A 17,744-nucleotide genomic window follows, 5' to 3' on the forward strand; every position below is an offset into this window, starting at 1 on the left:
CAACCACCTTCCAATGCCCCCTGGGCGAGACCTTCGCCTGCCCCGCGTTCGGCTGGCGTGGCTACAGCGTTCGATCCAGTTCGGCCAGCGAAAGCGTCGTTTCGAACAGGCGTGAGAGGCTACCGCTCGCATAGCGCCACACATCGGATGGCGCCACCCACAGGAACGCATCCATCTCGGGAATCGGCGTACCGTCCCTGCGGCTGGGGAACATCGACGTGCATTCGCAGCGCGTGATTTCGACTTCTCCGTCGTCGACGCGCACGGCGAATAAATGAAGATCCTTGTCTCTCCGATAGGCGAATCGGCCGAGGTCCTTGAGCCGCTCCGGCGGCAGCACGATACCGGTTTCCTCGCGCAATTCACGCAGGGCGGCGTCGATCGGCGTCTCGCCTTCGTCGCCTTGCCCCTTCGGAATATCCCAATGAGAAGTGTCGGTGGCATGGGCGAGCAACACATAGCCACGACGATCGAGCATGACGATGCCGCACGACACGGTACGTGCGCTCATCGGCACGGCTCGAAGGAGGTTGCACGCCTCGTGTCGAGGCGGCGGCAGGACAGAGCAAACCTCACGTGACCCTCGCGTAGATCGAACCCCGATCATGATATACGCGAGGCGGCTCACGGGTAAGTGCTCTGCCTGCGCCGCCGGCTTCGGATTCCCGTCAAGGCACGAACAGTTCTGCCGTGGTCCAGTACGTCCCCGAGCCAAAGTTGTCCCATCCGCCCACGACCAGCACGGTCCCGTCGGGAAGCGCCGAGGCACCGCCTCCCGCACGCCCCGCCGACATCGGTCCAACCGCGACAGCACTTGAATTGCCCGGATTGACCGGATCGAACGTGTAGATTTCGGCAGCGTTCGTGCCGCGCGAGCCCAATGGTCCCACGGAGCCGCCAGCGATGAGCACGCTGTCGCCGCTCAGTGGCGCCACCAACGGCAAACGGCGTGCGGTCTGGAATCCCGGCATGGCCACCCACGTCTTGGCGGATGCGTCATATCGCTCGACCGTATTGAGCGTGACACCGGCGTCGTTGAGACCGCCGAAGACCAGTGCGGTGTCCGGTGACGCGGTCCATACGCCGCATTGAGAACGGCGCCCTTGTGCCAGATTGACATTCGTCCAGGCGGCCCAGGGGTTCGAAGACAGCGCCGCGCTCGCGGACGCGCTCCTGTAATCGTTGTATAGGGTAAGCCCACAGGGCGCGACGAGTTGATCGCCATCTTCCATGGCAAGGGCCGCCGCGGACGTGATCGGCTGGAGCAGCGTCGGCCCCGGGCTCCAGCTACCGTTCGTACCGCTGAACTCAGTGGGTGGGGTAAAGATGTCCGTCGTGCCCAGCACGGTCCCGGTACTGCCGCCCGGGCTCTGACCGCCGCCGATCGCGATCACGCGACCGTCGCTCCTGACAGCCAAGGTGGCATCGTGACGCGGCTCGCTCATCGGCGGCGTCGGCTGCCATGCCTGCGACGGATCGGCCGCCATCGGGTCGAATATTTCCGCCGAATTCACTGTCGCACCAGCGGCATCGCGCCCGCCCGCGACAAGCACCTTTCCGCTCGGCAACACCGTTGCCGTCATGCCGGTGCGCCCCGCGGACATCCGCCCAGCCGGCGAAAACTGGCCCGTATCGGGATCATAGATTTCCGCGCTGTCGAGTGCCCCGGTGCCCGAGCTCTGGCCTCCGATGACGAGTACCCGGCCATCCTGAAGCGCAACCTGCGCAGACGTATAGCGTGCGGACGACATCACCCCGGGCACTTTCGTCCAGGTGCGGGGCTCGACAACGCGCAGCTTCACCGTCGTCGACACAGTGCCCCCTGGACCTGTGCCATCGATTGTCACCGTTTGATCGGTCGTGGTCGTCACTGTCGGCGTACCAAAAATGTCGCCCGTTGCCGAATCGATGGAGAGCCCGGCCGGTAAGCCCTGAGCCGCGTAGGTGTCGATGGGGCCGCCGTCGTGAAACGCGGGGTTCGACAAGATGGGCTCGCCTTTCGCATAGACAGCCCAGCTACGCTGATACCGCAATCCTGTCGGCGCGGGCGGCACGCCGTCCTCGACCGTAATGGTCAGGTGCTCGACGACGGTCTGGCGGCTGTTTTGCAAACCGCTCGGCAAGCCTACCCCCGTCACCGTATAGTCGGCCGCCGCCCTCGTTTCGGTAGGCGTACCGCTGACGATGCCTTGATCCGTCGAAAACGTCAGGCCGGCCGGCAGCGGGGGGGAAATCGAATACGTCTCCACGACACCCGTCGGATTCGGCCTATTCTCCGAGATAGGCGTACCCACCACGTAGACGGCTTCTTTCTGGGCGTAATTCAAGGAGATCAGCGGCGCCGCCCGATCCGCTACGGCGATACGCAACTCGGCTTGCGCTGAGCCGTTCGCACCGGTGCCCGTGACGCGATAGGTTGTCGCATTGCTGGCCGCCAGCGGGGTGCCGCTGATGACCCCCGTCGCGGGATCGAGGGACAGCCCGTCTGGCAAGCGCGGCTTAATCTCATAGCTCGATAGTGTCCCGCCCGCAACGTGCGGTTGATTTGGGGGAATTGCTTCGCCCACGACATATGAAGCCGTGCTATCGCGGTATTCGAGATTGACAGGCGTGATTGGGCCCGCGCCTCCCCCGCCACCTCCGTGGCAAGCCGCCAGCAAAGCGCTGGTTAGCAGTACTAAATAACCTAAAGTTCTTCGAAGCATAACCTTACTCGTAGTTGCCGCGATGAATGGGTCGCCCGATCGACGTGACGTACAACTCACGTCGATCGAGCAAGCTGCCACTCGCATTGAAATCGCGGCTTAGTGCGCCGTTGCTCGTGGCGGAAGGCGCCTATGATCGGCTCATCGCGCGTGACGCCACGAGCCGAAATTTCTGCTTTTTTGAGATGCCGCAACGCCAGCGGCCCGAATCGAGCCCCCCCGGGAGACGGCCCGACGCGTCCGACCGCGGATAGCGCCTCGCTCACGCATCACCGAAATCGAGGGCAACCCAGTCGGACGCCTTATGCGGCACCGTCGTCGAGATCGGTACGGAGAACGGCCGCGAATAGATCGGGGAAGACGGCCCCACCGAGGCCGGTGTTTCGATCGAATATTGAGCGATGAAAGTGCCGGGAGCGCCATTCCGGGAGGCGCTGTAACCGGTTAGCAGTTCTTCGTCGACGACGAGCACAAAGCCGCCAAAATCGTCGATCTCCACATCGTGTCTGAGTGTCGGGTAATCGAACTTAGGCGAGTTCGTACCTTGGTAATATGCCGAAATGAAGAGATTCAGCGAAACGCGCTGCCCGACCTTTATCGTTGGATACGCCGGAATTCGAACGAGCAAGCCGTTGGAAATCGTCCCATTGTCGATGACTGTGACGCCGGGGCGGACGAGTTCCGGCGCCGCCGGCGCGTCTTTCGGCACCTCCACCGGCCTGGGCAGCTGCGCTTGCCCAATGACCTGAAATTTAATCAGGCGCGAATCCTCGGCATTGCCGTACATGTCGCCCTGTATATACCCGGCCTGATTGGTGTTGTCGCTGGAGAAACGCCAACTCGGAATCCAGATCGTCTCCGGACCGGAAACCTGCGAGACATGGCTCCGATAGACGATGGTGGCGATGTCCTGGTTGAGCCAAACGGCGACCCTACCCGCCGGGACGCTGCCAAACGGTACCGTCACCGGCACCGACTCAGGATACGTATTGAGTTCGAGGGTATTGCGGTTCAGCGGCAGGCTCAAGGGAGGGGCCGTGCCGCCTGAATCGACATGGGTAAAGACGACGTCATTCTGGTACTCGATCGAGTTGACCGCCGGTGAGAAGGTCATGATCGTCGGCGCCGTGTTGGCGAACGAAATCGTGGCTTGCCCCTCTTCGTTCGTATAGCCGGCATAGCCCAATTCGTACTTAGGTTTGTCAGTCCACCGGAGCGGTTCGCGCGAGCCGTCGGAGCTCGCCTGTCCGAACGCACACGTCGCGGCATTCGGCTCCATGCGCCACGCAAAGCGCAGCCCACGGATCGGGCGATTCTTATCGTCGAGGATCGTCGTCGTCGATGTAATCAACTCATCGTCGGTCAACTCGCTCGTCGGGCTATTCGGATCGTCGTAAAGCGGATGCGCATAATTTCGAACGAAGCTGGAAAACACCCGTGGCCGGACACAAGCAAACAGCACGCTCGTGTGCGCCGCCGCGCGTGCGCCAGCCTCGTCGTACCACGCCGATACGGTCAGCAGGCTCGGTAAGTCCCTGCCATCGGCCACCAAAATCCGTTTGACCGCAATGCCTTGGGCGTCCGTGTACGTCGCTTGCTTCGATTCGAGCCGCACGGACGGGTAAGCAGGCGGGACTGCCCACTGGATCGGCACACCGGCCACCGGGGCGCCGTCCGGCATGCGCAGCACGCGCACCTTTACGACGTTGAACGCCATATCCAAGAGCAGCGGCGTAAAGGCCAGGCGTTCGACGAACGCGAAATGGGACAATTGTGGAGGGGGCCCGAACGTCAGCGGAAACCACGGCGAGCCGCCCAGCATTTCGTCACCGCTAAACGGCGTGACGGCAATCGTGTAGCGCAGGCTGTCCGACAATTCGCAAGCGAATGAGCAGGTACGACTCATCCCGTCTTCGGCAACGAAACTCTCTATCGTCGTCTCTCCAGGGCCCACACCCCGTACAGACAGCACAAAGCTCGTCGGGGCGCGTTCCAGCCCGTCTGCCACCCATTGCACCAACACGTATCCCTGCGGGTCGTAATGCGCTGAGGTGACCTTGATGTCGGCAAGAATATCGCTCATCACAGCCCCCCACGTTGATTGTCATGAGTCGACGGTGCGGGGTGGTGCCCCTGGCCCTGCGCGAGCCAATTCTCGAAGTCGACACGTTCAAGAGCGCCCAATGGGTACTTGGGCAATGTCGCCGCGGCCTGCAATTTTTTCTGTTCGAGCGAGCCCTGTGCGCGGTTGTCCCCGACGACGATTCCGTTCGCGTAGAACCGGGCATCCTCGGGCCGTACGATCGGCGTTCCGTCCACGTGCTCGAGCGTCAAGTTGTAGACGGGATGCATCCCGATCGAGGGGCGCTCCGCCGTGAAGATTTGCAGCAGCGGTGCACCGTCACGCGGCTTCCATACCACCTTCCGGTTCGCGCCCGCCGTCCCGACCGCGGTCTTCAGCAGATCCTCGGCCTGGACCAGCTGCCCACCGGCACCGGGCGTCTCATTGCCGTCGCCGAGGGCGACGGGATGGGTTTCGGTGACATAAAGCGGCTCGCCCGCCGGAGTCGATATCTTGACGAATTTGTCGTCGACCCCGTCTGTCACGCCTTTGACCTGAAGCGGCCCGTTGGGGCTCGCCACTCGATCACCGATTTGCACCTTTTCGATCGGCTTGAATGTGCCGTCTGCCATCGTGATTTGCGCGCCCCCGCCGATACAGCCGAATTCGAATTCGATTTTGGGGACCTTTATCGTGTTGAACGTATGGCCAGACGCTCGACTAAGAAACGACGCGACGACGGTGTAAGTGGGCACGCCGGACGTATTGAGCGTCTTCGCATGGACCGTCATGAAAAAATCCCACAGCTGGTTGGTCTGAACCCCTTGGTGGTGCGTGGCCTTATCCCAGCACAGCTTGCCGAAATCCGCCGGATCACCGTAGTCGTTGTCCGGGTGACCGGGCGCCGGTGGCGGCCAATGGAAGGAAAGCGTGTCTTTGCGAGGGCTCGTGTCGGGGCCGGCCGACATATGGCTACGCAGCTGATCACCGTCAAGCTTGAGAACCGGACACGCGCCGCCCGTCGGCGCGATCACTGTCAACTCGCCGTCCACGTTCGGCACCCCCTGCTGATCGATCCCATCGATCGGGGCGAGCGGGTCGTTGTAGACAACGTTGCCAACCACATACAGGAGCACTTTTGCACTGTAGTTATCGACAAACGATTCCATCGGGCCGTAATCGCAACCGTCGGGATATTGCGCCGACTTGTTCTTGCGATTCAGGCATACGATGATCGGCCTGTTCGGGTCGTCGCCGGATTGGACCGAGGGATGATCGAGCGTCATCGATTTCGGCAGAAAGTGCACTGGAGTCGGCAACAACACGAAGCACGGCGAGCTGTGAAACGATCCTGCACGGAACTGGAACGTGCCGAACACGTTGATTGGGCCGCCCGTGGGATTGTTGCCGGCCTTCTTTTCTGTCTGGAAGAGCTGCAATTGCGGACTGAGGCACTTGTCGTCGGTACAGAGGCCCACCGGGGTCGTAAACCACTCGTCTTTCCCGCTCGAAAGATGGTTCTCCCAATGCTCGTCGTAAACGTCGAGCAGGTCGAGGACATACGTAGGCCGCTCGACCACCGTATCGAGCGCCCGCGCGCTCACGGTCTTAAAGTCGCTACTCGCGTCGATATCGATAATTTCGCGCAAATTGCCGAGCCCGGACGGCGAGTTGGCCCCAGTGGGCAGCTTGCAATCATCAACGTCCACCGGCAAACCACTCGCCTTCCTGCGGGTCTGCTCGGCAATCGTCCGATCGAAATCGGCGAAGAGCTCTGGCCGACTCTTCGGCGTAATGCCATGCATGCGCAGCATCGCGTAATAGGCCAGCCGTTGCGTCGCGTCGGTCAGATCGATCGGCCCGCGCCCCGATGGCCCGGCCTTTGCGCGTAACTGCGCGAAAGCCGTCCGCTCTTGAGCGCTCATCCCGGTAGCCGAAACGGCGTCTTGTAGCGCCACGCTCCCCGCTTGCGCCGACGCCGCGTGCGCGAACGGATACGTGCATACGGAAAGGACTACCCCTAACGCCATCACTAATCTGCGAAGCATTGCGCCTCCCGAGGCTCATCAACGGCGCGTGGCAAGCCGCCCGCTATGGCTCACCACGCGCGAGCAAAAGATCCATTTCAGTGCGTGCTACCGTGCAACGAATCCAAGCCGCCCGACGACGCCCGTCCGGCATGCCGTCGGCACCTTGGTCATATCGTCGTTACAAGAGGCCAACCGCTGTGGACGTACTGCGAGTATTGTTTGGCCGAATCGAGCAGCGCCTCGTCGATCCCTTCGGGTCCGGCGTTTTCTTTCAAAGTGCGATAGACCGCAGGGTCGATGACGTAGTAGTCGATCCACAGGTTGCTCGAATTACCATCGGGGCTGATCGCGAAATTAAACAGCGCAGACGTCGGCACGTCGATTTCCACCATGCCAGGCGCTGTCGTGAACGTCGCGCTGGTGAGTGTATGCTTATCGACCTGATTGGAATTCTTTTCGTACCCGTTCGCGTATAGGAAAAGACAACCTTGCAAACCCGTAGAAAATCCCGCAGGAAAATCAATGCTCACCTTCAATATTCCACCCAAAACAACGGAAACATTGACCACGTTGGGCTGAATTAGAGGCGGCGGCAGCGGCCTGAAAGTAATAGTCGAATCAGGCATATTCGATATTTTCTCGATGTTTTTCGTTTTAAATCGAACACCCGTGCCCAGTATCTCATTCAAATTCGACGAGTCCGATTGCACAAGATAACTTAGTAAAGCCTCGTTCCCGGGTATCTGATCGTCGATCGTTTTATGTGTGAATGCAATCTTCGGCAAGTCGTAACCCATGGCAACCAGGTCGCCCATCGTCAGGTCGTACGGGCCAACCGGTCGCCCGTTAACCAGCAGCACTACAGTAGCGTCTCGCCTGATGGTCGGCGGAATCTCCCGAAGCGAGACGTGGGTCGTCGCGCCGCCCGCGAGATTCAACGTGGAACCGAACGAAGTAATCAATGAAGGCAACTCGCCGGTGCAGATATGTGGATGGACCGTCACGATTTGAAACGGAACATCGGCATCCGAAAGCGGCACCGTTACGTTGACCTGGGCGATGCCGACGTTCTGCATCGCCGCTCGGCCGACGATCTTGCCAATGAGCGAAAGCAGCCCGCTGGCGGCGGGGATGGTCGTGTACTCGGCGAATGCAATCTCCGGTCCCTGTTGAGTGACATCCGTGCCGTCGGCGGCATAGAACCTGGCGTTCGCGCGCCCGGTGCTCACGCGTAACTTCACGCCGCCGGAAAGATGGGGCATACCATCCCAGGTGGAATACGTGACCATGACGGAGCCGCCAGCGTCAACGGCCCGCCCGACGATCGCGAAGTCGTTGTCGGAATCGACAATGGGCACGCCTGCCTGACGAATACCGATGATATAAGTGACCGTCGAGTCAGGAATCGCGTTGTTGGATTCGTCCAGGGCATAGAGCTCGATGCGCACATCCGGCCGCTGCCCCGACATCCCGTAGTTGTATGTCAGCTCGAACGTCCCCTTCCCGTCGCCGTCCAACGTAACCGCCGCAAACGACGCGCCATTCAGGTGCAACCTCGGATCCGCGTTGACGGGATGGATAGTGATCGGCTTGGCTCCAGCACCTGGAAAAGTAACCGTGCACATGGTTGCTCGCGTGCACTGCAAAAAACTCATATCTGGCGGATAAAACTCGGGATCCACTAGACCAGTTCTGGTTTCATCGATAGCCATCACATCTCCCGATACGCACTTAAGCGACGGACGTTAATTAATCAATCACTAACACAAGCGTTTTTCAAAAAATACAGTTCATGCAGCGCATCCATGACAGATGGAACCATAAAGACGGGAAGTGACAGACGACCACAACGAAATTCGGGAAAAAGAGACTAAGCTCATCTCACCCGTTCATGAACTCAACGCAATTAATACTAAGCCGACCATTTAGTCTACTCAAGCAGCAAAATGGCGCGAACCGTCTCATTACCCACTCACGCCTTTCGCAATCCCAAAATGCAGAACATGGACGTTCTTATTGATAAAAACGAGCAAATGACCCGTCATATACCCACTATTGAGTTGGTGCCCACCGCCGGCACGTCACGCTGCTGAGCAATACCGGGCGTCCGCTCGATCGCGCTGTGCAATACACGCAAAGGCGCCTGTATGGCCCTACCTTCTTCGAGGCACCGTTGCAGGCTGGCCGCCGCATCGCAGACCTCCTGAAGTTGGAACCAAGCGGCGGTGCCGGCCATCGCGTGCACAAGGTCCCGCATCGTTTCGTAGTCGGTCCCTGCCGATAACGCTTGCAGCGTGGCGAAGTCGGCTGCGAGCGACCGCCGCAATTCAGGCCAGAGCGCCGCGTCCGTGTATTGAGGCGCTGGATCGAACGCTGGCGGCTGGCCGGCTAAACCGTAGCGGGCCAGCAGTGCGCGCAATTGCTGCAACGATAAAGGCTTGATGCAGACGTCGTCGGCACCGGCCTCTAAGCAGGCGGTGCGCTGCGCTTTCGACGCGTCTGCCGTCAGTGCGATCAGCACGGTCCGATGCGCCCGCCCGCGCTCCCGTTGTCGAATCCGCGCGATTAGCTCGGCCCCCCCGAGCAGCGGCATCGCGCAATCCGTGATGATCATCGCGTAGTCGTTGCGCTCGCAGGCCATGAGCGCTTGCGCGCCGTTCTCCGCAAGGTGGCAATCGAACAGGTGCGCACTCGCCAACTGACGCCGCAAGACTTCGCGGTTGATCGCCCGATCCTCGACGAGCAAAATGCGCGGCGCACCGGCAGTGACCGTGACATCGGCAGCCGCGGGCACGTCCGGATCGATCGAATCCCGCCGCTGTTCGCGCACGGCTGCGCGATCGAGGGGCAAGCATAGTGCCACCGTGACCGCCGTGCCGCGCCCGATCTCGCTTTCAAGTGCGATCGTGCCGCCCATTTGCTCGACGAGTCGCTTGCAGATGGCAAGTCCTAGCCCTGTTCCTCCGTAGCCGCCTCCGAGCGTACCGTGCGCTTGCGCGAACGGGGAAAACAGTCGGGCCTGATCGTCGGCGCCGATACCAATGCCTGTGTCCACCACGCAGAACGACAACCATTGCTCATCGAATGACTCGCTGACGACGTCCACGCGGATCGATAGGGCCCCACGTTCCGTGAATTTTGTCGCGTTGCCGAGCAAGTTGATCAGGATCTGGCCCAGCCGCCTCGCGTCGCCGATGTGACGAGGCGCCACGACCGGGGAGAGGTCAACGTGCATCGCGAGCCGCTTGCGCGCGATCTCCGGCATGACGAGCCCGACGGCGTCACGCACGATGCCCTCGATGGACATCGAGGCATGCTCGAGCGGGAGCGCGCCGTTTTCGCTTTTCGCGAAATCAAGCACATCGTTGAGAATCAGCAGCAATGATTCCGCGGCATGGTTTGCCATTCGCACGAGTTGACGATCATCGGGTAACACGCCATCGTGATCGAGCAGTTGCAAGATGCTGGCGATGCCCGCCATCGGCGTCCGAATTTCGTGGCTGACTGTCGCAATCAACAATTCTCTCGCGCGCGCTTCGTCCTCAGCCTCATGCTTGGCCGCCATCAGTGCAGCCTGCGCGCGCCTGGCTTCGGTCACGTCATGCAGATAGCCGCTCCACTGGGTGCCACCGTCGTCGTCCGACCGCGGTGCGGCTTCGACGTGGAACCACGCGTGCTCCCGTCCGTTCCGACGCAGCATGAATTCCGTCCGCACCGGCGCTTTCGAATCTGCGGAACGCAGGAACAGGCGCATCAGCCGATGCCGTTGGAGCGGATCGAGCATTCGCACGAAAATGTCGAACGCGTCGGCTGGGGCGCTCGGGTGTGCCCCAACGAGTTCGTCAGCCCGCTGGTTCGCGAACAGCAGCGTAAACGAGGGACGCCGCTCGCGCATGAAACGCAACTGAAAGACGACCGACGGCAAGGTTCGCGTCAACTCGACGAGGCGCCGTTTCAACTCGAGTTCGCGCCGCTCCATCCTTCGCAAGTCGGACACATCGACAAACGCGTAGAGTACGGCAGGCCGGTCGTCGTCGATCGTACACGGCCGCGCCCAATACACGGCTTCATGCATCTGGGCGTCAGGCCCGCGGTAGCGGATTTCGCCGCGCGCCGGCGCGCCAGTTTCGATGACGGTGCGCGTGACTTCCGTGAGGGTGTGGCCGTCGATGTCGCGCGCACGGCCCAATGGCGTCGGTGTCTTGCCGATGAGATCCGCGGCCCGAATGCCGACGGCCTGTTCGTAGGCAGGATTGACGGCGACGAAGCGCTCCTGGCCATCTTTGACACATACGGGGATCGGGACCGTATCCATCAACAGCGTCTTGAAGCGCGTTTCCGAGAGGAGTTCCCGCTCGGTGCGGCGGCGTTGGCGCACCTCGTCGCGCAAACGCGTCATGTTGAACCATAAGACGGCGAGGAAGATCAGCGTCAGTGTGCCGACAGGCGCGAGGATAAGCCACAGCGTGCGTGGCGCGACACCGAACGTAAAATGCGTCGACAACCAGCTGTTTTGAATGTACTCGCGCTCCGTTTCGGGAACAGCCGCCAGCACGCGGTCGACCAGCGGCAGCAATGGAGCGAACCGTGGCGCGACGCCGAACGACAAGTCCTGCACGCGATCGGCCGGCGCGGCGATTCGCAGTATCCCCGCATAGCGCTCCCGGACGATCCGGTCGATCACGGCGAGGTTGCCGATATACGCGAATGCACGGCCTTGCACCACGGCCTTGAGCCCATCGTCGGCCGACCCGACGGTGACCGCATGGACGTTCGGCAGAGCTTGGAGCCTCGCGCGCGCCGTTTGCAGGTCGCCCACGAACGCCACCTCGGCGCCGTCGAGATCGGCGAGCCCACCGATGAACGGTGCCGTTTCGCGGGTCACGATCACGAGCGGATACCGGACATACGGTGTGGATAACGCAAAGCCCGGGTCCAAGCCGTCAAAGGCCGACGCTGCGACGACGAGATCAATACGGCCCGCATTGGCAAGCCGTATCGTATGGGGCCACGAGCGCGTCGGCACCAGCACGAAGCGAAGATGCAGCGCGTCTCTCAGGAAATCGAGGTAATCGGCTGAGATGCCGTCGGCGCGCCCCTGCGCATCGACAAATGCGATCGGCGCCCATTTGGGATCGACGCCGACCCGCAACGGAGGCAACGATTCGAGATACGCCTTCTCCGCAGCCGACAATGAGATGTGCGAATTCCAGGCCAAGTTGGGTGGCGGACCGGCACCTTGTTCGCGCGGGCAAGCGCAAAGCGCGGCCGCCAAAGCGGTACACGCAACGATACGTACAACACGTCCAACGCGTGAAACGCCCGAACGCAACGCAGCCCTCACGACGAACATCGATCGTGCGTCTGCCAGTACTCGAGCAACTCTTGACTGGTCGAAAGCCCGAGCTTGCGCTGTGCCCGCATCTTATGCGCGCTGATGGTCTTGACGCTCCGGTTGAGCCGCTGCGCGATCTGACCGGCCGTCAGTTTTTCGTGGGCGAACAGCCGCACGATGTCGATCTCCGCCGCCGTGAGCGTCGCTTCTTTCCCGATGCGCGTGCCGACCAGATTCATGCGGGCCAGCAACGCTTCCACACCCGGACTCACATAGGTGCGCCCTTGTGCGGCCGCCACCAGCGCGCTGTACAGTTCGTTGATGCCCCCCGCCTTTTCGACGATGGCATGAACGCCTATCGAGATGAGCTTGTTCAGGATGGCAGCGTTGCGCATCGCGGTCACGACAATGATCGGCACGTCCGGCCGAATGCGTTGCAGACGATCGATGAGTGGCACGCCGTCGCGCGTACGCGCGCCCGGCATCGACAAGTCCGTCACAATGGCATCGTATTCCCGCTCCTTGACAGCCGCGATCAATTCGTCCGAATTCGCGGCTTCCGCTACGACTTGCGCGACATGCGCCGCCTCGACAGCCAAACGAATGCTGTGCCGGACGATGCCGTGGTCTTCCGCCAGTAAGATCTGCAGGGGTTTATTCACAGCGCTTCCATGCCTTTATCGCGTGCCGACGCACCATCACGCGGGCGCGTCGGCTGACGCGTCCAACGCGACCGATCATGTCCGGCGCATTCCGTCTTCATGGATGAAAGGATCCACGCACACGCTGCTCCGCGGCACACCGGCCGAGACTGCTGCCTCGGCGCTCATTGAGAAATTGTAGTCATGACCGACCCGAATGGAATTCTAGGGACGTCATGCGGATCAGCGGATCAGAAAATTCTCGAATAGTGAGTGCTGGGCGAGCATGGCGGTGCGCTTTGGGCGGCTGATCAATCCTTGCTTGGCCGCGCGCATTCGGCGATTTGCGTTCCGTGATGGATGCGCGGCCGTATTCGCGCGTGCTTTTCTTGGTTACCGTTGCGGTGAAAGACGGGGCCCGAGTGAGGCCATGAGCGCATCGAAGTCGAGCGCCCACTCTCCCTGATCGCTGACCAGCCGACAGCATCCGGGCTTTAACGTCTCATCCAATTCGGTTGGCCAAGGTGAGTGCCTATCCGTGCCGCGGTAGAGCGCTGCATCGGCGGGACATAGGCGAAGACGCGCCGCAGGGATCGGCCCGGCCGCCTTGGACAATTGCTCGCACACAATGCGCAGGCGCTCCGCGGCGGGCACCGTTGCGCCGACATGCGCCAGCGCCGCATCGAGCACACGATCGAGCGTCGTCTCCAACTGCGCCGTCAACGCCGCTTGCGCAAGACAGTATGCCTCTTCGAGCGCCGCCGCGCGGGTGGCAAACTCGACGTCCGCCTCCGCTTTGCGGGCGCGCCGCGCAGCCATCGACCGCACATCGCGTCTCTTCGCCGCTTTGCGCGCTTCCTTGACGATCAAGAACGCCGTGCGGCGAGCGCGATCGACAATCGCCGCGGCATGGTCCAGCGCCTTGACCTGCTCGCATCGAAGGACGAGCCTGCTGTCAATCGCACCCTCGCGTTGGCCCGTCGAGATACGCCGCGCGGTAAAGCTCATTGTCCGCCTCGCAAGGGCGCTTGTGCCGCCGCATGGCGCACGACGGCGCAGCACAGCGACAGGCATCGCTTCACATCGATCCAGTCGACTGTCAACGTTGGAATGACGAAGGGTTCAACGAGGGGTGCATTCGAAGCCTCGCAAACGGGAGACGCATCGGGCGGGATCAGCATCGCGAAACGCGAATCGGCGTCCGGCCAGTCCGTGCGTGCCATGGCACGCAGCACCTGGGCGCCTTCCGCATAGGGGGACGAAGATTCGCCGGCTATTGCTGCCCTTCGTGAGCGCATGCAATTGACGTCACGGTACTTCAACGCGAATGCTTGCCATCGATCCACCGGTGGACGGCATGCCAGCGTGACAGCCGTGCCGGCGCGCAGCGAGGCAAGGAGCCCGAGCACGGAAGCAACATCGCGCAGGACGGCCGGCGGCGCCAGGACGAGCGCCCGCCAGCGTGGATCGACCGGTGCGCGCCAGCGGCTCTCCAAGCCGAAGCATTCGGCCCACCCGCTATAGATCAACCGCTCGGCATGCCCGTCGAAATCGCACTGCGGCGCCCCATATCTGGCGCGCCACGCCGGCGCCGCCCATCGCCAGGGCTCGGTCCAGAATGAGGGAATGTCGTCAGCCGGCGGCTGCGCCATCGGCGTTCTCCTTCACTGGCTGCCGGGCACCGCGCCGCCCGAAGAGGCGCAGGACTCGATCGGCGAAGTAGCCGGCCACTGCCGCCCCGAAGACAAGCAATACCGTTCGCAACGTGGCGCCGGTGCGCCCTGTAGCCGCAGGAAGCGCCTGCGGCGCCGGCGCGCGCGGTTCGGCCAACAGCATGACGGTCACGTTCCGATCGTCCTCGGCGGCGAGCCCCGGCACCGCGTTCTTGACGAGACGCGCGATGCCGGGAACCAGCGCCGCGAGATCGACGTCCGCGCGATGCTTGACGAGCACGGAAGCGGACGCCGGGGCGAGCGGCGCGCCGGGCGCCGGACGCTCGGGCGGAACCGCACTCACGCGCGCCCCCACCACACCATCGATCTCCATGAGCGTGGCTTCCAGCTCGCGCTCGATCGCATGAACGAAACGCGCGCGCGCCTCGAGGGGCGTCGGCGCGATGCTCCGCTCGCCGAGCGCTTCGTCAATGCTCGGTCGCACCGCGCGCAATAGGCCCGCCTCGCGCAACGCGCTCATCGCCCGGGGGAAATCCGAATTGGCCACCGAGACCATGACGCCTGACTTCTCCCGCTTCCGTTCCACGACGATACCGTGCCCGGCCAGTGCCGCCGCGATCTCGCTCGCCCGGCGAGCGTCGGGGGCCAATTGAATCTCGACCTGCCGTTCGCATCCCGACATGGCCAAGACCGCTGCCGTCAACGGCACGCCGACTTTTGCCGCGCGCCATGCCATTGCCCTGACTTCGATTGTCATGCCCGCGCGATCACGTCGACGCGACCAATTGCCGAAGTGCGCCAGCCGTCACGCCGACGACCTTGGCGCCCCACATGACGCTCAGGTTGTACGACGCCATCGCCCGTGCCTGGCGATGCATCGAAACCGCCAGCGTCGGCGCATCGACGCCCGTGGCCCATGCACCGGCCAATTCGGCGGATAGCCTCTGCGCTTCCACTTTACGGCGTCCGGCTTCGTCGAGCTGTCGCGCCAGCGCACCCAGCGCCGACTCGGGCTCGACAGACGGCGCAAGCACCCCGCGAGACAGCGATGCGTTGGGCCACGCATGCCCGATATCGACAGCCGCCATCGCCTGCGCGAACGAACCGACCTCGGCCGCGCCGGCGCCCACGCGCACCGCCGGCCGCCAAGAGGCCGTATGCCCGGCCGCCATTTCCGTGATGGCGGCATTCATGGGCGCAATTGCTGGCCGAGAGTGCGCAACGCGTTGATGAGTTCCGTCTTCGTGTGGCCCTCGACATAGCTCAGCGCGTGCTCGGCATCGACTTTCCGCTTCTCGTGCGCGAACGCGATGCCGGTGCGTGCCGCCCACTCCCCCCTCTTTTCCTGGCTTGCCGCGCGCGCGGCGAAGCTTCCCGATACCTCGGCCACCTTGTTCATGTTTCCGACCTCTGGACTCACCGCCGGGCACGAGGTGCGGCGCAGCGGCGCCGCACCCGCCTCCCTATACGGACACGTTAAAAGTGAATACCTTGCGCTGCCTTGATGCTGGCGTTCTGAGCTTTAGCTCCAGAATCGAGATGGCCGCTTGCGATGCTGTTGGCCGTATCGACCATCATCTTTTGGATGTTGGCCTCGGTCTGCATTTCCATTGCCTTCAACTGCATCGCTTCCTGCTTTTTCAGGATACGGTCCATCTGATTCGAACCCACACCGCTCGTCGAGCCCGATGCGCCGGACGCCTCCTTGTCCGACGATCCGGTCAGCGCCGAGACGACGGACGTGGCAAGCGTGGCGAGCGCACCCACTGCATTAATTGCGGGAACTACGGCTGCTATTGTCATGATTGCGGCTCCTTTGCTGAGGTTCGAACTGCCACTCTTCCGGGGATCGATCCGCCGCACGCCGGAATTGCGAGCTTAGTAACGCAGGCTGCGGCAACGGTTCCGCCTCGAACCCTCGAATACTTCGCAGACCCGCATGCCGCGCAACAGGACGCGAGGGTTACATCGTCCTATTTTTTGCCCCGCGGCGTCCGATCGTCGAGCGCGGCGCCAATCATGTGCGAATCGCCAGCCATGAGTCATTCGATCCGAACATGATTACGCCGCTCTCGAATCCGGCCTCGTCGCGTGCCGCGGCGGACCAGTCGATCGAATTCGACGACTGGTACCGCGCGCATGCCTGCGCCATCTACCGATTCATCGCGCGCCGGGTCCGCAGCGCGGAGGACGCCGCCGACATCCTGCAGTCCACCTACTTGGGCGCCTGGGAAAACCGCGCGTCATACCGCGGCACGGCGCAGCCCAAAACATGGTTGACAGCGATCGCTCTGAACGTCGTTCGCAATCACATCGGCCGCACGACCGATTACCGGTTCGTGATCGAGCCGATCGACGATCACGAAAGCGAACTCGTCGATACGCGCGCTCCCGATCGGTGCGTGGCCGTCAAGCAAACGTTCTCACGCTTTCTGGACTTCGCTCAATCGTTGCCGCCCGAACAGCAGCGCATGCTCGAATTGCTGTTCATCGACAACGTCAGCTACGTCGAAGTCGCGGCCACGCTCGGCATTCCCGTCGGTACCGTTCGTTCGCGGTTGTCCCGTTTGCGTTCGCGGTTGGATCGATACTTCGAGCGATTCGGCGGGCCGTGACTGCCGCTACCAGGCTCACACCGAGGGTTGCACGAGGCTGCATCAGCCGCGACAACCCGCGCTATTCGTTCACCACGCTCCCGGATTTCTCCATGACGCTCGAACCTTCCGAAACGCGCTTGCTCGATGCCCTGCGGCATGCCGATCAGATACGCCGAACGATGTCTCCGGGCGAACCTGCACAGTGGCGCGACTACGTCGAGTCGCTGCGCGGCGTATCGCTGGCGAACTGGAGTGCCACCACGGATCTCCAGATGAAGTTCGGATTGCTTCGCACGGTCATCAACGAAATCCGATGATCGGCATGGTCGAGCGCGCGTGTTTGCGCCTGTCGCTGGTGGCCGCACTTGGGTTCATTGGGCTGCCGGGCAGCGTATGTGCCACGGTGGACGCAAACCCCAGCCTCGCTGGGCCCTACGCGTCCGAAGCGTCCAAGCAGACGGTGATCGAGGTCCTCAATCGATTCGCCGCCGATCACGGCTTGATCATACAAGCCGGACACGGTGCCGCGAACACTTGGCAAGCAGTCAGGCTCGACGGATGGCTGCGGGCGCCGAACGGCCGCGCCTTTCTCGAGCAACTCGCCCAAGCGCACCACTTTTCGTGGTTCATCGCCGAACGAACGCTCTACCTCAGCGCGGCCCGCGACTCCGCCGTCGAACGTATCGCATTGAGCGGCGTGC

Annotated in this window: 16 protein-coding genes; 3 read left to right on the plus strand and 13 right to left on the minus strand. The window is 62.4% G+C overall.

Annotated features, from left to right (window positions below; all coding sequences use genetic code 11):
- Window positions 1–61: 61 nt before the first annotated feature.
- The 13 genes from ACTHL0_RS21765 to ACTHL0_RS21825 all read right to left on the minus strand — a co-directional run bounded on the left by ACTHL0_RS21765 (window position 62) and on the right by ACTHL0_RS21825 (window position 16,249).
- Window positions 62–511, minus strand: a complete 450-nt coding sequence (locus ACTHL0_RS21765) for an NUDIX hydrolase (protein ID WP_440568973.1) — start codon at window positions 509–511, stop codon at window positions 62–64.
- 157 nt (window positions 512–668) lie between these two features.
- Window positions 669–2,567, minus strand: coding sequence for a putative Ig domain-containing protein (locus ACTHL0_RS21770; RefSeq protein ID WP_440568974.1), 1,899 nt, complete (start codon window positions 2,565–2,567; stop codon window positions 669–671).
- A 400-nt stretch (window positions 2,568–2,967) separates the two neighbouring features.
- Window positions 2,968–4,788 (minus strand): hypothetical protein, encoded by a 1,821-nt coding sequence (locus ACTHL0_RS21775; RefSeq protein WP_440568975.1) that lies wholly within the window; start codon window positions 4,786–4,788, stop codon window positions 2,968–2,970.
- Window positions 4,788–6,815 carry a Hint domain-containing protein gene (locus tag ACTHL0_RS21780; RefSeq protein ID WP_440568976.1) on the minus strand — a complete coding sequence of 676 codons (2,028 nt, stop codon included), beginning with the start codon at window positions 6,813–6,815 and terminating at the stop codon, window positions 4,788–4,790. Before ACTHL0_RS21780 ends, ACTHL0_RS21775 begins: the two co-directional genes overlap by 1 nt.
- A gap of 149 nt (window positions 6,816–6,964) precedes the next feature.
- A complete protein-coding gene (locus ACTHL0_RS21785; RefSeq protein WP_440568977.1) occupies window positions 6,965–8,509 on the minus strand; it encodes a hypothetical protein in 1,545 nt (514 codons plus the stop codon).
- A gap of 329 nt (window positions 8,510–8,838) precedes the next feature.
- Window positions 8,839–12,015, minus strand: coding sequence for an ATP-binding protein (locus ACTHL0_RS21790; RefSeq protein ID WP_440568978.1), 3,177 nt, complete (start codon window positions 12,013–12,015; stop codon window positions 8,839–8,841).
- A gap of 122 nt (window positions 12,016–12,137) precedes the next feature.
- Window positions 12,138–12,794 carry a response regulator gene (locus ACTHL0_RS21795; protein ID WP_440568979.1) on the minus strand — a complete coding sequence of 219 codons (657 nt, stop codon included), beginning with the start codon at window positions 12,792–12,794 and terminating at the stop codon, window positions 12,138–12,140.
- A gap of 372 nt (window positions 12,795–13,166) precedes the next feature.
- Entirely contained in the window at window positions 13,167–13,781 is a 615-nt protein-coding gene (locus ACTHL0_RS21800; protein WP_440568980.1) for an HrpE/YscL family type III secretion apparatus protein, read from the minus strand.
- Window positions 13,778–14,425, minus strand: coding sequence for a hypothetical protein (locus tag ACTHL0_RS21805; protein ID WP_440568981.1), 648 nt, complete (start codon window positions 14,423–14,425; stop codon window positions 13,778–13,780). Before ACTHL0_RS21805 ends, ACTHL0_RS21800 begins: the two co-directional genes overlap by 4 nt.
- The gene (locus ACTHL0_RS21810) at window positions 14,406–15,203 is read right to left on the minus strand and encodes a hypothetical protein (RefSeq protein ID WP_440568983.1); all 798 of its coding nucleotides are present in this window, start codon (window positions 15,201–15,203) and stop codon (window positions 14,406–14,408) included. Before ACTHL0_RS21810 ends, ACTHL0_RS21805 begins: the two co-directional genes overlap by 20 nt.
- A gap of 10 nt (window positions 15,204–15,213) precedes the next feature.
- Window positions 15,214–15,639: a hypothetical protein gene (locus ACTHL0_RS21815; protein ID WP_440568984.1), complete on the minus strand. Its 426-nt coding sequence runs from the start codon at window positions 15,637–15,639 to the stop codon at window positions 15,214–15,216.
- Entirely contained in the window at window positions 15,636–15,845 is a 210-nt protein-coding gene (locus ACTHL0_RS21820; protein ID WP_440568985.1) for a hypothetical protein, read from the minus strand. The genes ACTHL0_RS21815 and ACTHL0_RS21820 overlap by 4 nt, the downstream gene beginning before the upstream one ends.
- A 77-nt stretch (window positions 15,846–15,922) precedes the next feature.
- Entirely contained in the window at window positions 15,923–16,249 is a 327-nt protein-coding gene (locus ACTHL0_RS21825; protein WP_440568986.1) for a hypothetical protein, read from the minus strand.
- Between the two features lie 254 nt (window positions 16,250–16,503).
- Between ACTHL0_RS21825 and ACTHL0_RS21830 the strand changes: the two genes are divergently transcribed.
- From ACTHL0_RS21830 to ACTHL0_RS21840, 3 genes are all read left to right on the plus strand, one after another.
- Window positions 16,504–17,061, plus strand: coding sequence for an RNA polymerase sigma factor (locus ACTHL0_RS21830; RefSeq protein WP_440568987.1), 558 nt, complete (start codon window positions 16,504–16,506; stop codon window positions 17,059–17,061).
- Window positions 17,062–17,153: 92 nt separating this feature from the next.
- Window positions 17,154–17,360 (plus strand): hypothetical protein, encoded by a 207-nt coding sequence (locus ACTHL0_RS21835; RefSeq protein ID WP_440568988.1) that lies wholly within the window; start codon window positions 17,154–17,156, stop codon window positions 17,358–17,360.
- Window positions 17,357–17,744, plus strand: a 388-nt coding sequence (locus tag ACTHL0_RS21840) for a hypothetical protein (RefSeq protein ID WP_440568989.1), incomplete at its 3' end; no start/stop codon positions are given. The genes ACTHL0_RS21835 and ACTHL0_RS21840, both read left to right, overlap by 4 nt.

It is taken from the genome of Trinickia sp., assembly GCF_051961175.1.
In the GTDB taxonomy this organism is placed as follows: domain Bacteria; phylum Pseudomonadota; class Gammaproteobacteria; order Burkholderiales; family Burkholderiaceae; genus Trinickia.